Below are 13483 nucleotides of genomic sequence, written 5' to 3' on the forward strand. Positions count from 1 at the left end.
TGACCGGCAACCCCGACACCACCAGCCCCGGGTCCGGGTCCGGGGCCGCCTCCGACGGCATGGACGAGCTGCCGCTGCGGGACGAGCTGCGCGGCAAGTCGCCGTACGGCGCGCCCCAGCTGGACGTGCCAGTGCGGCTGAACACCAACGAGAACCCGTACCCGCTGCCCGAGCCCCTGGTCGCCCGGATCGCCGAGAAGGTCGCCGACGCGGCCCGCGCGCTCAACCGGTACCCCGACCGGGACGCCCTCGAGCTGCGCGCCGGGCTGGCGCACTACCTCACCCGTACGACCGGCCACCCCGTGGACCGCGCCCAGGTGTGGGCGGCCAACGGCTCGAACGAGGTGCTGCAGCAGCTGCTCCAGGCCTTCGGCGGGCCGGGGCGTACGGCGATCGGCTTCGAGCCGTCGTACTCCATGCACGCGCTCATCGCCCGCGGCACCGGCACCGGCTGGATCTCGGGGCCGCGCCGCGCGGACTTCACCATCGACACCGAGGCGGCCGTACGGGCCATCGGTGAGCAGCGGCCCGACGTGGTCTTCGTCTGCTCGCCCAACAACCCCACCGGCACCGCCGTCGACGCGGACACCGTCCTCGCGCTGTACGACGCGGCGCAGGCCGCGAAGCCCGGCGGGGCGATGGTCGTGGTGGACGAGGCGTACGGCGAGTTCAGCCACGGCCCGTCGCTGCTGCCGCTGATCGAGGGCCGGCCGCGGCTGGTGGTGTCCCGCACCATGTCCAAGGCGTTCGGCGCGGCCGGGCTCCGGCTCGGCTACCTTGCCGCCGCGCCCGCCGTGGTGGACGCCGTCCAGCTGGTGCGGCTGCCGTACCACCTGTCCGCCGTCACCCAGGCCACGGCGCTGGCCGCGCTGGAGTTCACGGATACGCTGCTCGGGTACGTCGAGCAGCTGAAGTCCGAACGGGACCGGCTGGTTGCGGAGTTGCGCGCGGCGGGCTGCGAAGTGACCGCTTCGGACGCCAACTTCGTCCAGTTCGGCCGCTTCACCGACGCCCACGAATTCTGGCAGCGGCTGCTGGACGAGGGCGTGCTCGTCCGCGACAACGGAGTGCCGGGCTGGCTGCGGGTCAGCACGGGCACGCCGGCCGAGAACGACGCGTTCCTGGACGCGGTACGCAAGCTCAAGAAGGAGACCGCAGCATGACCCGCACCGGCCGCGCCGAGCGCACCACCAAGGAGACGTCGGTCGCCGTCGAGATCGGCCTCGACGGCACCGGAACCGTCGATGTGTCGACAGGCGTCGGCTTCTACGACCACATGCTCGACCAGCTCGGCCGGCACGGCCTGTTCGACCTCACCGTCAAGACCGACGGCGACCTGCACATCGACAGCCACCACACGATCGAGGACACCTCGCTCGCGCTGGGCGCCGCCTTCCGGCAGGCACTCGGCGACAAGCGGGGGATCGTACGGTTCGCCAACGCGTCGGTGCCGCTGGACGAGTCCCTCGCGCAGGTGACGGTCGACCTGTCGGGGCGGCCGTATCTGGTGCACAGCGAGCCGGAGGGCATGGCGCCGATGATCGGCGCGGACTACGACACGACGATGACGCGGCACATCCTGGAGTCGTTCGTGGCGCAGGCGCAGATCGCGCTGCACGTCCACGTGCCGTACGGGCGCAACGCGCACCACATCGTCGAGTGCCAGTTCAAGGCGCTGGCGCGGGCGCTCCGTTACGCCTCGGAGATCGATCCGCGGCAGACGGGGATCCCCTCGACGAAGGGGGCGCTGTGAGCGACGCACGCGCGGCCGCTCGGCCGCAGACGACGGCGATGGCCGCACCTCTGCGCTGTGCGGGCGGAGAAGCGAACGGACAAATGCTGTGAGCGACGCACGCGCGGCCGCTCGGCCGCAGACGACGGCGATGGCCGCACCTCTGCGCTGTGCGGGCGGAGAAGCGAACGGACAAATGCTGTGAGCGACGCACGCGCGGCCGCTCGGCCGCAGACGACGGCGATGGCCGCACCTCTGCGCTGTGCGGGCGGAGAAGCGAACGGACAAATGCTGTGAGCGACGCACGCGCGGCCGCTCGGCCGCAGACGACGGCGATGGCCGCACCTCTGCGCTGTGCGGGCGGCCGTGACACGAGCCGCTGCCGCGGCGGGGCGAACGGACAAATGCTGTGACCGGGCTTTCGGCGCTGCTCATCTTCATCGGGCTGTTCTTCCTCGGTGGCGCCATCTCGTTCTGGAAGCAGGAGATGCCGCGCGGCCTGGTGGTGCTGCTCGGGTTCGCCGCAGCCATGTCGCTGGTCGGCGGGGTCATGCGGCTGGCGGTGTGGGCATGAGCGCCGCCACGCCCGCCAAGCGCGTCGTCGTCCTCGACTACGGCTTCGGGAACGTCCGTTCCGCCGAGCGCGCCGTCGCGCGGGCCGGCGCCGAGGTCGAGATCACCCGCGACTACGACCGCGCGATGAACGCGGACGGCCTGCTCGTCCCCGGCGTCGGCGCGTTCGCCTCCTGCATGGCGGGCCTGCGGGAGGCCCGCGGCGAGTGGATCGTCGAACGGCGGCTGGCCGGCGGCCGCCCCGTGCTGGGCGTCTGCGTGGGCATGCAGATCCTCTTCGCGCGCGGCGTCGAGCACGGCGTCGAGACCGAGGGCCTGGCCGAGTGGCCCGGCACCGTCGGCCCGCTGAAGGCGGACGTCGTGCCGCACATGGGCTGGAACACGGTGGACGCCCCCGCCGGCTCCCGGCTGTTCGCGGGCGTCCCGTCCGGCGAGCGGTTCTACTTCGTGCACTCCTACGCCGTCCACGACTGGGAGTTCGAGGCCACGCACGCCGCGATGACCGCGCCCCTGGTCGGCTGGACCACGCACGGCAGCCCGTTCGTGGCCGCCGTGGAGAACGGCCCGCTGTGGGCCACCCAGTTCCACCCCGAGAAGTCCGGCGACGCCGGAGCGCAGCTGCTGTCCAACTGGATCGGTACCCTCTGATGCCCCACTCCTCCGGCGCGCCGTCCGGCACGCCCACGCTCGAACTCCTCCCCGCCGTCGACGTACGCGACGGCCAGGCCGTACGCCTTGTGCACGGCGAGTCCGGCTCCGAGACCTCGTACGGCGACCCGCTGCAGGCGGCGCTCAGCTGGCAGCGGTCGGGCGCCGAGTGGCTCCATCTGGTGGACCTGGACGCCGCGTTCGGCACCGGCGACAACCGGGACCGTATCGCCGAGGTGACCGGCGCGATGGACATCAAGGTCGAGCTGTCCGGCGGCATCCGCGACGACGCGTCCCTCGCCGCCGCCCTCGCCACCGGGTGCACCCGCGTGAACCTCGGCACGGCCGCGCTGGAGACCCCCGAGTGGGTCGCGAAGATCATCGCTGAGCACGGCGACCGGATCGCGGTCGGCCTCGACGTACGCGGGCGTACGCTGCGCGGGCGCGGCTGGACGCGGGACGGCGGCGACCTGTACGAGACGCTGGCCCGGCTCGACTCCGAGGGCTGCGCCCGCTACGTCGTCACCGACATCAACAAGGACGGCACCCTTCAGGGCCCCAATCTGGAGCTGCTGCGCGGCGTCTGCGCCGCGACGGACCGGCCCGTCGTCGCCTCGGGCGGCGTCTCGTCGCTTGACGATCTGCGGGCGATCGCCACCCTGGTACCGGAGGGTGTCGAGGGCGCGATCGTCGGCAAGGCCCTCTACGCCCGGGCGTTCACCCTGGAAGAGGCTTTGGAGGCCGTGTCGCCATGACCAACCGCCACCGCATCGAGCGTGTGCAGTCGGACAGTCCCTGGGAAGAGACCATCGGCTTCGCACGCGCGGTCGCGGCAGGCGACCGGGTGCTGGTGGCGGGCACGACGCCGCTGACGGAGGGCGTCGTCCACGGCGAGGGCTCCCCGTACGAGCAGGCGCGGGCGGCCTTCGGGAACGGGCTCGCGGCGCTGAAGGAGTTCGGGCTGGGCGCCGACGCGGTGATCCGGACCCGGATGTATCTGACGCACGCGCGGGACGTGGACGAGGTCGTACGTGCGCACAAGGAGCTGTTCGACGCGGCGCGCCCGGCGGCGACGCTGGTCGTGGTCTCGGGGTTCGTGGACTCGCGGATCCTGGTGGAAGTGGAGCTGGAGGCGTACCGGGGCGACGGGGCCGCGGAACGCGGATCCGGAACCGGAAGCGGATCTGGAACCGGGACCGGAAGCGGATCCGGAGCCGGAACCGGGACGGGTATGGGAACCGAGGAGCAAGAGCGCGCATGACCCTGGCCGTACGAGTCATCCCCTGCCTGGACGTGGACGCCGGCCGGGTCGTCAAGGGCGTCAACTTCCAGAACCTGCGCGACGCGGGCGACCCCGTCGAGATGGCGAAGGTCTACGACGCGGAGGGCGCCGACGAGTTGACGTTCCTCGACATCACCGCGTCCTCCGGGGACCGCGCCACCACGTACGACGTCGTACGCCGCACCGCCGAGCAGGTGTTCATCCCCCTCACGGTGGGCGGCGGCGTCCGCAGCACGGACGATGTCGACAAGCTGCTGCGGGCGGGCGCGGACAAGGTCGGCGTCAACACGGCGGCCATCGCGCGGCCGGAGCTGATCCGGGAGATCGCGGAGCGTTTCGGCAGGCAGGTGCTGGTGCTGTCGGTGGACGCGCGGCGGGTTCCGGACACGGCTGAGGGCACCTCCGGTACGCCGTCCGGCTACGAGGTCACCACGTACGGCGGCCGCCGCGGCACGGGCATCGACGCGGTCGAATGGGCGCACCGGGCCGCCGAGTTGGGCGCGGGCGAGATCCTGCTCAACTCCATGGACGCGGACGGCACGAAGGACGGCTACGACACGGAGATGATCGCCGCCGTGCGCCGCCACGTCACCATCCCGGTGATCGCGAGCGGCGGCGCGGGCCGCCTCGCGGACTTCCCGCCCGCGATCACGGCGGGCGCCGACGCCGTACTGGCCGCCTCGGTCTTCCACTTCGGCGACCTGCGCATCGGCCAGGTCAAGGACACACTACGGGACGCGGGCCGCCCGGTCCGCTGACCGCGCGGCCCCGTCGGCCCTGCGCCGCGGCTTGGGCCTGAGGCCGAAGACCGGGCTCAGGCCTGCTCGTTCATCCGCTCTCTGTTCATCCGGGCTCGTTCATCCGGTAGAGCGCCGCGGGCAGTCCGGGTGCGACGGTGCCGGCGAAGTCGACGAGGACCGCGCCGTGCACGGGGCGGTCGCCGCGGTCGTACTCCTCGTTGAGGCGCGTCTCGACCAGGGGGTTCAGCTCCTCGGCGTAGTTGCGGGGCGCCGGGATCGTCTCGCCCGTGGTCGTGCTCACGTAGTTGACCGACAGCCGGGTGGTGCTGCCGGCCTCGGACGCGGCGGCGTCCATGTGCTCCTGTACGCGGGCCCACTTCTCCGCGACGGGCAGCTCGTACTCGTCCTGCACGGCGAGCAGCCCGGTGTTCCCCCGGTCGATGCCGCCGATCCCGGGCTCCCGTGCGATGAGCACGACCCTGCCCCGTACGTCCCCGAGCGCGGGCAGCCGGTCCGACTCGCGGTGCAGCAGCGACTCGAAGCCCTGCTCCTTCATGTACAGGTCGTTGAAGATGGCGGCGAACTCCTCGGCGGACGCGTCCGAGTGCTCCTTCTGCACCGACATCAGCACGGTCTCGCCCGGGTTGGCGGTGAGGAAGTCACGGCACTCGGTGAGTACGTTGTTGAAGTTCTTCTCCTGGTACACCGCGCCGTGGTGGATGGCGAACGCCCCGTCGATCGGCCGGCACCGGATGTCGAGATACCGTACGCCCGCGCCGAGCAGATCCGGCAGCGACAGGTCCTGGCACTTGGCGGTGTCGAAAGGGCCGCCGACCGTCGCGCAGCTGTTGTGCGTGCCGGGTATGGACAGGTCGTCGACCGTACGGTCGTCGGGCAGCCCGGACATCCAACTGTGCGGCTCGGCGGCCGTGATGGTGGCGGCGGCGGGCGTGGCCGAGGCCGCGCCCGTACCGGCGGCGACGGCCGTACTGCCGACGGCGACCCCGAGCGCGGCACCGGCCGCACCTCGCAGCACGCCGCGTCTGCCGATCCGTTGGCTACTGGTACCGGTCCTTGCGAGGGCATCGCGCACGGGAGTCTCCGTTGTGGGGTGGGGGGCGGACTCGTGCGGCGCGGGGGAGTGCCGCGGGGCGCGCCGCGCGCCGAAGTTACTGCAACGGCGCGCACATTGGTAGAGGCCAATGCGCGCCTGACGCCTGCTACGGCTGCTGACTCCGCATGGACCTGTACCAGATCTGCACACCGCCGCTGAACAGCACGACGAACGCCAGGAGCCCCCATCCACGGGCGTTGCCCGCGACGATGAGCCCGATGGAAAGCACAATGCCCAGGACGGTCACTACGGTGATGAAGGCCATATACCAACGCAAGGCCGCCCGCTGCTCGACCGTCCACCCGAGTCGGTTCACAATCCGCCTCCCAGCTCAGTCTCTACGTGCGCTGGTCGCTCTTGCCGCCGTCGGGACGGGCGCGCCGTTCAGTTCGGGGAGCGCAGCGGTTACGGCGGCTTGCGGGACGCGGACACGAGTCGCGCCGCGTCCGGGCGGCGCGACCAGTTGGAGGGACGAACCACGGCCCGTGACGGTCAGAAACCGGCCACTGCGCAGCCCGACGGAGTGCTCGTTCCGGTCGGCCGCCCACAGGAGGCGGGTCGGGATGTCGAGGAGCCTGTTGTATCCGAACACCAGCAGCCGTTGTCCGGTGAGGACGAGGAAGCAGCCACGGACCGCACGCCACGGGAGGCCGAGACCGGGGTAGCGGACCGGGAGCACCACGTTCGCCTGCTCGCCCTCCCGGAGGAGTGCCCGCACCCGTTTCCCGTCCTTCCAGGACTGACCACTGCTCATGGCGACGCCGCACCCGATGAGCCACAGGCCGAGGGGTACGCGTCCCCACTCCACTTCGCCAACTCGTCGCTGTAGTAGTACCACTTGCCGCCGCTCGCCAAAGGAAGACACCTCGCGCTCCGGTCGCACACACTTCATCCACGAACGGTCAAAGGAGCAACGTGACCTGGCGGTAATTGCCCGGTTCAGGCCAGAGCCGCGAACCGCCGGGTAGGTGTGTGCTCGTGCGAGCGTCCGGGCGGGGTGTGATCCGTACGCCGCTGGCCGCCGCGTGCTGCTCGAGGGCCGGGCGGATCGCGGGGGCGAAACGTACCGGGGGCCTCCGGTACGTGAACTGGGCCGGTGTACGGGGAAATTGGCCGGAGCGGCCTGTACGGCTCGGGCCCGTACGCCACGGGCCGTTCGGTGGAACAGCGGCTCACAGGGGGCAGTCGGGGCCAAGGCCGGTGATTACGCCGATGTGTGCGGGCCGGGTCCGCACCGACCGTGGCTGCTGTCAGTGACACCGGCGGATCCCCCACCGCCCGGCTCCCCCGGGTGTGGCGCCGCCACGACGGAAGGACGCTCCGAGTGCCTCAGCACAGAAGCGAGAGCAACACAAGCGAGCGCGATACGAGAAGGTCCGCGCCGGGCCACCGCCGGGCGGGCAGGAGGCGGCTGCGGGCGGGGCTGGCGGGGTTCGCCGGTCTGCTCGCCGTGGCCGGTTCCGGTTATGTCCTCGTGCCGGGCGCGCAGGCCGCGCCGGAGACGGCCGCGGCCCCCGCGCAGCCCGCGGCGGCGGAGAACCCGTACGAACGCGGGCCCGACCCCACGGAGTCCAGCGTCGAGGCGCCGCGCGGCCACTACGACGTCGACGAGGACCGGGTCTCGTCGCTGAGCGTCAGCGGCTTCGGCGGCGGCACCATCTACTACCCGACGGAGACCGGTGACGGCACCTTCGGCGCGGTCGCCGTCGCGCCCGGGTTCACGGCCACGCAGTCCAGCATGGCGTGGTACGGGGAACGGCTCGCCTCGCAGGGCTTCGTCGTGTTCACCATCGACACCCTGACCACCGCGGACCAGCCCGCGAGCCGGGGCCGCCAACTCCTCGCCGCGCTCGACTACCTGACCCAGCGGAGCGACGTCGCGGACCGCATCGACGCGACGCGGCTCGGCGTGATGGGCCACTCGATGGGCGGTGGCGGCTCTCTGGAGGCGGCCAAGAGCCGTCCGTCGCTGCAGGCGGCGATCCCGCTCACCGGCTGGAACACGGACAAGTCGTGGCCCGAGGTGCAGGTGCCGACGTTGGTCGTGGGGGCCGACGGCGACACGATCGCGCCGGTGCGCTCGCACTCCGAGCCGTTCTACGAGAGCCTGCCGAGCTCGCTGGACCGGGCGTACCTCGAGCTGAACGGCGCGAGCCACTTCACCCCGAACACGTCCAACACGACCATCGCGAAGTACAGCATCTCGTGGCTCAAGCGCTTCATCGACAATGACACCCGCTACGAGCAGTTCCTCTGCCCGATTCCCCGGCCCGACAGGGACATCGAGGAGTACCGGGGCAACTGCCCGCACAGCTAGGGACGTTGGGCACCACCCGTACCCGTACCCGTACGCGTGATGCCGGGGACGGCGGCCGTGCAGTCACGGTCGCCGTCCCCGCTGCTGTGCCGCCGTACAGCGATGCCGGGCGGGCGCTGGGGGTCTGCCCAGATCCCGGGTGAACTTCTTAACGCGGAAGTAACCTCAGCGCGTGACCGGAATCGGAACGACCACCGGAACGACCGCCGGAGCCCCCACCGGAACGACGACCGGAACCCGCGCCGGAATGACAGCCGGAACCACAAATGGAACGAGCGCCCCGCGCAGCCCGCTCCGCGTGTACGGCCGCGGCGCGGAAGCCGGCGCCGTCGAGGCGCTGACCGCGCGGCTCGCCGACGGCGTCGGTGGCGCGCTGGTGCTGTCAGCGCGGCCGGGACTCGGCCGCAGTACGCTCCTCGCCCACGCCGCCGCCCGCTTCGCGTCCCGCGGCGCGGGCCTCGTCCTGCACACGCGTGCCACGCCCGCCGAGAGCGCGCTCCCGTACGCCGGGCTCCATGCGCTGCTGTGCGGCGCGCCTCCGCAGGCGCGCGCCACCCCGCCAACGGACGTGCTGCGCGCGGGTGTCGGCGCGGCGGCCTTCGTGGAGGAGGCGGCGTTTCTGGAGGAGCTGCGGGCGATGGCCGCGGGTGCGCCGCTGCTGGTGTGCGTGGACGACGTACACCTCTGGGACCGGGAGTCCCGTACGGCGCTGGGGTTCGCCGCGCGGCGGGCCGGGCCCGCGTATCCGGTCGGGGTGCTCGTCACGACGGAGCAGGTGTACGCGGGGGAGCCCGACTTCGCCGCGGTGCCCGGCCTGCGGATACCGCCGCTGGCAGCGGAGGCCGCCGGGGCGCTCCTGGACGAGCTCGTTCCGGTGGGCGCCGTCGCGGACGTACGCGAGCGGCTGCTGCGCGCGGCGGGCGGGAACCCGCGGCTGCTCGCGGACCTGGTGGCGCTGCTCACCGGGCGGCAGCTGACCGGGGCGGACCCGCTGCCGTATCCGCTGCCGGTCGAACGGGCGCTGCTGCGCGGCTACGCGGCCCGGCTGCGCGCGCTGCCGTACGGGACCGGGCTGGTGCTCGGGCTGGCCGCGGCGGCGGCCGAACTGGCGGCGGATCCGGAGGCCGGACCGGAGCCGGAACCGGAATGCGGTCCGGAGCGCGGCACGGAGCGCGGCCCGGGGGCCGAACTGCGGCGCGGGCCGGGCGAGTCGGGCGACCCTCGCGACTCGGGCGGGCCGGACGCACCCGACGGCCCCGGCGAGGGCGGTGCCGGAGCCGACGCCGACCTCGTACTGCGCGCCGCCCGTTCCGCCGGACTCGGACCGGCCGCGCTCGGCCCGGCGGAGATGGCGGGGCTCATCCGTACCGCCGAGGGCCGTATCCGCTTCGACCCGCCGCTGCTCGCCCGCGCCGTGTACGCGGGGGAGCCGCTGGCCCGTCGGCAGGCCGCGCACGCGCTGCTCGCCTCCGCCCTGCACGGCGAACGGAACCGGCTGTCCCGCCTCCGCCACGAGGCCGCCGCCGTCACCGGCCCCGCGCCCGCGCTCGCCGACGCCCTCGCGGAAGCGGTCGAAGCGGCAGTCGCGGGAAACACGGCCGCCGGCGGTACGGCACCGCGGGCGCCGTACGGCCACCGCGCCGTCGCCGGCGCGCTCGCCCGCGCCGCCGAACTCAGCGAGGACGACGACACGCGCGTCGCCCGTTTCACCGCTGCCGCGGATCACGCCCGGCTGGCGGGCGCGTCCCGTACGGCGCGCGGGCTGCTCGGCAGGGCGCGCGGACTGCCCGCACGCCGGGCCGTACGCGGGCGTGCCGAACTCGTCCGTGGCGTCCTCGAGTTGCGGGACGGGCCGGTCGCCGACGCCCGCGAGGCGCTGCTGCTGGCGGCCGGGCTGCTCGCGCCGCAGGAGCCGGGCTTCGCCCTGGACGCGGTGCTGGGGGCGGCGGACGCGGCATGGGCGGCGGGCGACGTACCGGCGTATCTCGCGGCACTGGACCGGACGGGCGGGCTGGACGCGAGGGGTGGCCTGGACCCGACGGGCGGGCCGGACCGGACCGTGGACCGGCCCGCCGCGCTGGACCCGCGGCGGCCCGCCGTACGCACCGCCACCGGCACCGCCACCACCCGTACGGCCACTGCCCGTACCACCACCTCCCGTACCGCCACCACCCGTACCGCCGTCGCGCGCACGGCGGGCACCCCCGCCCCCCTCGTCCACTACTGCGCCGGAATGGCCGCCGTCATGCGCGGACGTTTCACCGCCGCGCGCCCGCCGCTCCACCGGGTGCTGGAGCTGGCGGCAGGCAGGTCCGAGCCCGCTGACCTGATACGTGCCTCTGCGGCCGCGCTCGTCCTCGGCGAGGTCGCCGCGGCGCGGGAGGCCGCCGCCCGCGCCCTCGCGTCGGCCCGTGCGCACGGCCATGTCACGCTCGTGCCGCAGGCGTTGGAGTACCTGGCGTACAGCGAGCTGCGCTCCGGCCTGCACGCCCGCGCACGCGAGCACGCCCGTGCGGGCTTGCGCGCCGCGCAGCGTACGGGGCAGCGGAACTCCGCCGCGCACCACCACGCGATCCTCGCCATGGCGGCGTCCGTTGAGGGCACGGCGCGGGACTGCGCGGCACACGCGTCCGCCGCCGCCCGTACGGCCGCGCAGCACGGCCTGGTGATGGTGGAGGCGCTCACCGTATGGGCGTTGGCGCGGGCGGCGCTCGCCGAGGGGCGCCCGCAGGAGGCGGCGGCGCGGCTCGGCCCGCTCGTACGGCCCGGACCGCGGCGCGGGCACCACGCCGTACGGATGCTCGCCGTGCCGTGCTTCATCGAGGCGGCCACCCGCGGCGGGGCGGCCACCCGCAATGGGGCGGAGGACACGGACGCGGACGTCCGTACGGCGCTGGTCGAGTTCACCGACTGGGCGGGCTGGACGGCCGACCCCAACGCACCCGGCCAGCTGGAGCGTTGCCGCGCGCTGCTGGCGGGCCCGCAGGCGGCGGGGGCGCTCTACGCGCGCGCGGTGGCGCGGCACGAGCGCGCGAGCGGCGAGTTCGAGCGGGCGCGTACGCAGCTGCTGCACGGCAAGGAGTTGCGCCGCCGGAGGCGGCTGCTGGCGGCGCGGGAGCAGCTGCGGGACGCGCTGATCGGGTTCGAGCGCTGCGGCGCCCGCAGCTGGGCGGCCCAGGCGCGCGCGGAACTGCGCGCGACCGGCGAGACGACGGGGGCGGGGGAGACTGCCGAGGACACCAGCGGGGAGGCCGCGCCGCCCGGCGGCGCGGCGGAGAACGCGCAGCCGCTGCGGGCGCTCACGCCGCAGCAGCTCCGTATCGCCCGCTGCGTCGCGGACGGCGCCACCAACCGCGAGGTGGCCGTACGGCTTTCGGTCAGCCCCCGCACCGTCGACCATCACCTGCGCAACATCTTCGCCACGCTGGGTGTGCGGTCCCGCGTCGAACTGGCCCGCCTCGTCGACCGCGCGGCGCGGCGGCAGGAGTCCTGAAAACGGCTTCCCGCCCAGCCGATGTCGCACGCGACCCCTAGGTACCGACCGGATGGTATGTCATCCTGCCAGCCTCACGCTGGTACGGCGCCTCGCTCGCCGCTCCGCAGGGATACGACCCACGTGGAGGTCTGTGATGCAGCCAGACGTACGATCCCGGTCCCGTGTCCGTGCGGTGCCCGGCCTGCCGGACACCGCTCCGCCCAGCCGGTCGCGCGCCAACGCGGAGGCCGTCGCCGTCCTGCACCGTTCCGCGCAGGTGCTGCTGGACCATCTGCCGGAGCTGACCGACCGGCTGGTGGCCTCCCTGCGGGAACAGGAGGCCGCGTACCGCGTCGCGATCGAGGCCGAGCCCACCGAGGTGTGGCAGGAGGTGCACCGCTCGCTGCGGCACAACGTCGGCTCGCTGATCCGCCCCCGCGAGAACCGCGAGTCGGCACGCCGCTGCTCCTGGCGGATTGGTGAACTGTGGGCCGAACGCGGCCAGCCGCTGGACGCGCTGCTGCACGCGTTCCGGCTGGGCGGCGCGATGGTGTGGCAGGGGCTGGTGGAGGAGACCGTACGGCGTCGGCCGGAGGACGTACGGCTGCTGGTGCATGTGGCCGCCGACGTGTGGAACTTCGTGGACGAGCACTGCACGCTCGTGGCCGACGCGTACCACCGCGCGAAGCGGCACCTGGACTGGCGCCGCGAGAACCGGCTGCGGCTGATGGCGGAGGCGCTGCTCGACGGCACGACGCGGATCGCGGACCTGCCCGAGGTCGCGGCGGCGCTCTCGCTGCCCGAACACGGCAGGTACGCCGTGCTGCGCGTCGCCCGCAGCCTCCGGCCGCCGGTCAGCGCGGGCGGCGCGCTGCCGCGGCCCGAACTGCCGGGGATACGGGTGCTCTGGCACACCGGCGCCGACGGCGGCGAGCACGGCATCGCGCTGCTGGGCGACGGGGAGCGGACGGGCGACGGCGGCCTGCCGGAGGCGGCGCGGGCGCTGACGGCGCCGCCCGGCGTCCGTATCGGCATCAGCTCCGAGGTGGCCGGGCTGAGCGCGGTCGGCGACGCCCGCCGTCTCGCGGAGACCGCGCTGAAGGTCTGCCCCGAGGAGGGCGGCAGCGTGCTGCTCGACGACCACCTGCCCGCCGCCCTGGTCGTGTCCGCGCCGGGCCTGGGCGCCGCCCTCGCGGAACGCGTGCTCGGGCCGCTGCTCCAGCTCGAACCGCCGGACCGCGACGTGCTGCTGGAGACGCTGACGGTGTGGCTGGAGTGCGACGGTTCGGCGCCGCGTGCCGCGTCCCGGCTGTACTGCCACCGCAACACGGTGCTCAACCGGCTGCGCCGCTGCGAACAGCTCACCGACCGCTCCCTGGCCCGCCCCGCCGACCTGGTGGAGCTGTCCCTGGCGCTCTCGGCCCGGCGCCTCCTGCGCGCCTGACCGCCCCCGGCTGACCGCCCCGGCTGACCGCCGAACGACGGGGCGCAACCGGCCACTTCCAGCCCGTCCGGCGCTTGAGGACGGCCCGCAATCAGGCTCCTCCAGGGGGTCGGTCGAACGGGCGCGGCGCACGCGTACGGGCCCGTACGACCCGTACG

At 73.8% G+C, this 13483-nt stretch carries 12 protein-coding genes and 1 pseudogene; 10 read left to right on the top strand and 3 right to left on the bottom strand.

Features of this window, described 5'->3' with window-relative positions; all coding sequences use genetic code 11:
* Positions 1-59 precede the first annotated feature (59 nt).
* The 7 genes and pseudogenes from DVA86_RS08415 to hisF all read left to right on the top strand — a co-directional run bounded on the left by DVA86_RS08415 (position 60) and on the right by hisF (position 4993).
* Positions 60-1163, top strand: coding sequence for a histidinol-phosphate transaminase (locus DVA86_RS08415; protein ID WP_208884511.1), 1104 nt, complete (start codon positions 60-62; stop codon positions 1161-1163).
* Positions 1160-1753, top strand: a complete 594-nt coding sequence (hisB, locus tag DVA86_RS08420) for an imidazoleglycerol-phosphate dehydratase HisB (RefSeq protein WP_208877044.1) — start codon at positions 1160-1162, stop codon at positions 1751-1753. The genes DVA86_RS08415 and hisB overlap by 4 nt, the downstream gene beginning before the upstream one ends.
* Positions 1754-2141: 388 nt before the next feature.
* The gene (locus DVA86_RS08425) at positions 2142-2306 is read left to right on the top strand and encodes a hypothetical protein (RefSeq protein WP_208877045.1); all 165 of its coding nucleotides are present in this window, start codon (positions 2142-2144) and stop codon (positions 2304-2306) included.
* The gene (gene hisH / locus DVA86_RS08430; protein ID WP_208877046.1) at positions 2303-2953 is read left to right on the top strand and encodes an imidazole glycerol phosphate synthase subunit HisH; all 651 of its coding nucleotides are present in this window, start codon (positions 2303-2305) and stop codon (positions 2951-2953) included. The genes DVA86_RS08425 and hisH overlap by 4 nt, the downstream gene beginning before the upstream one ends.
* Positions 2953-3708, top strand: coding sequence for a bifunctional 1-(5-phosphoribosyl)-5-((5-phosphoribosylamino)methylideneamino)imidazole-4-carboxamide isomerase/phosphoribosylanthranilate isomerase PriA (priA, locus tag DVA86_RS08435; RefSeq protein WP_208877047.1), 756 nt, complete (start codon positions 2953-2955; stop codon positions 3706-3708). Before hisH ends, priA begins: the two co-directional genes overlap by 1 nt.
* Positions 3705-4097 (top strand): annotated as a pseudogene (locus DVA86_RS08440) (RidA family protein); the annotation flags it as partial. The gene priA and the pseudogene DVA86_RS08440, both read left to right, overlap by 4 nt.
* A gap of 113 nt (positions 4098-4210) precedes the next feature.
* Positions 4211-4993, top strand: a complete 783-nt coding sequence (gene hisF, locus DVA86_RS08445; protein ID WP_208877050.1) for an imidazole glycerol phosphate synthase subunit HisF — start codon at positions 4211-4213, stop codon at positions 4991-4993.
* Between the two features lie 85 nt (positions 4994-5078).
* Here hisF and DVA86_RS08450 read toward each other — a convergent pair whose 3' ends face one another.
* The 3 genes from DVA86_RS08450 to DVA86_RS08460 form a co-directional block, all read right to left on the bottom strand.
* On the bottom strand, positions 5079-6011 hold the full coding sequence (locus tag DVA86_RS08450) for a phosphatidylinositol-specific phospholipase C (protein WP_208877051.1): 933 nt from the start codon (positions 6009-6011) through the stop codon (positions 5079-5081).
* A gap of 184 nt (positions 6012-6195) precedes the next feature.
* A complete protein-coding gene (locus DVA86_RS08455) occupies positions 6196-6354 on the bottom strand; it encodes a hypothetical protein (RefSeq protein WP_245996420.1) in 159 nt (52 codons plus the stop codon).
* A 66-nt stretch (positions 6355-6420) separates the two neighbouring features.
* Positions 6421-6843, bottom strand: coding sequence for a hypothetical protein (locus DVA86_RS08460; RefSeq protein WP_208877053.1), 423 nt, complete (start codon positions 6841-6843; stop codon positions 6421-6423).
* Positions 6844-7500: 657 nt separating this feature from the next.
* On the opposite strand from DVA86_RS08460, the gene bdeA reads away from it, so the two are divergent.
* From bdeA to DVA86_RS08475, 3 genes are all read left to right on the top strand, one after another.
* Complete coding sequence (gene bdeA / locus DVA86_RS08465; protein WP_208884514.1) at positions 7501-8406, top strand: bis(hydroxyethyl) terephthalate hydrolase; 906 nt, start codon at positions 7501-7503, stop codon at positions 8404-8406.
* Between the two features lie 172 nt (positions 8407-8578).
* Positions 8579-11899, top strand: a complete 3321-nt coding sequence (locus DVA86_RS08470; protein ID WP_245996422.1) for a helix-turn-helix transcriptional regulator — start codon at positions 8579-8581, stop codon at positions 11897-11899.
* A gap of 136 nt (positions 11900-12035) precedes the next feature.
* A complete protein-coding gene (locus DVA86_RS08475) occupies positions 12036-13325 on the top strand; it encodes a PucR family transcriptional regulator (RefSeq protein ID WP_208877054.1) in 1290 nt (429 codons plus the stop codon).
* Positions 13326-13483: the final 158 nt, after the last annotated feature.

The organism is Streptomyces armeniacus, assembly GCF_003355155.1.
Classification (GTDB): Bacteria; Actinomycetota; Actinomycetes; order Streptomycetales; family Streptomycetaceae; genus Streptomyces; species Streptomyces armeniacus.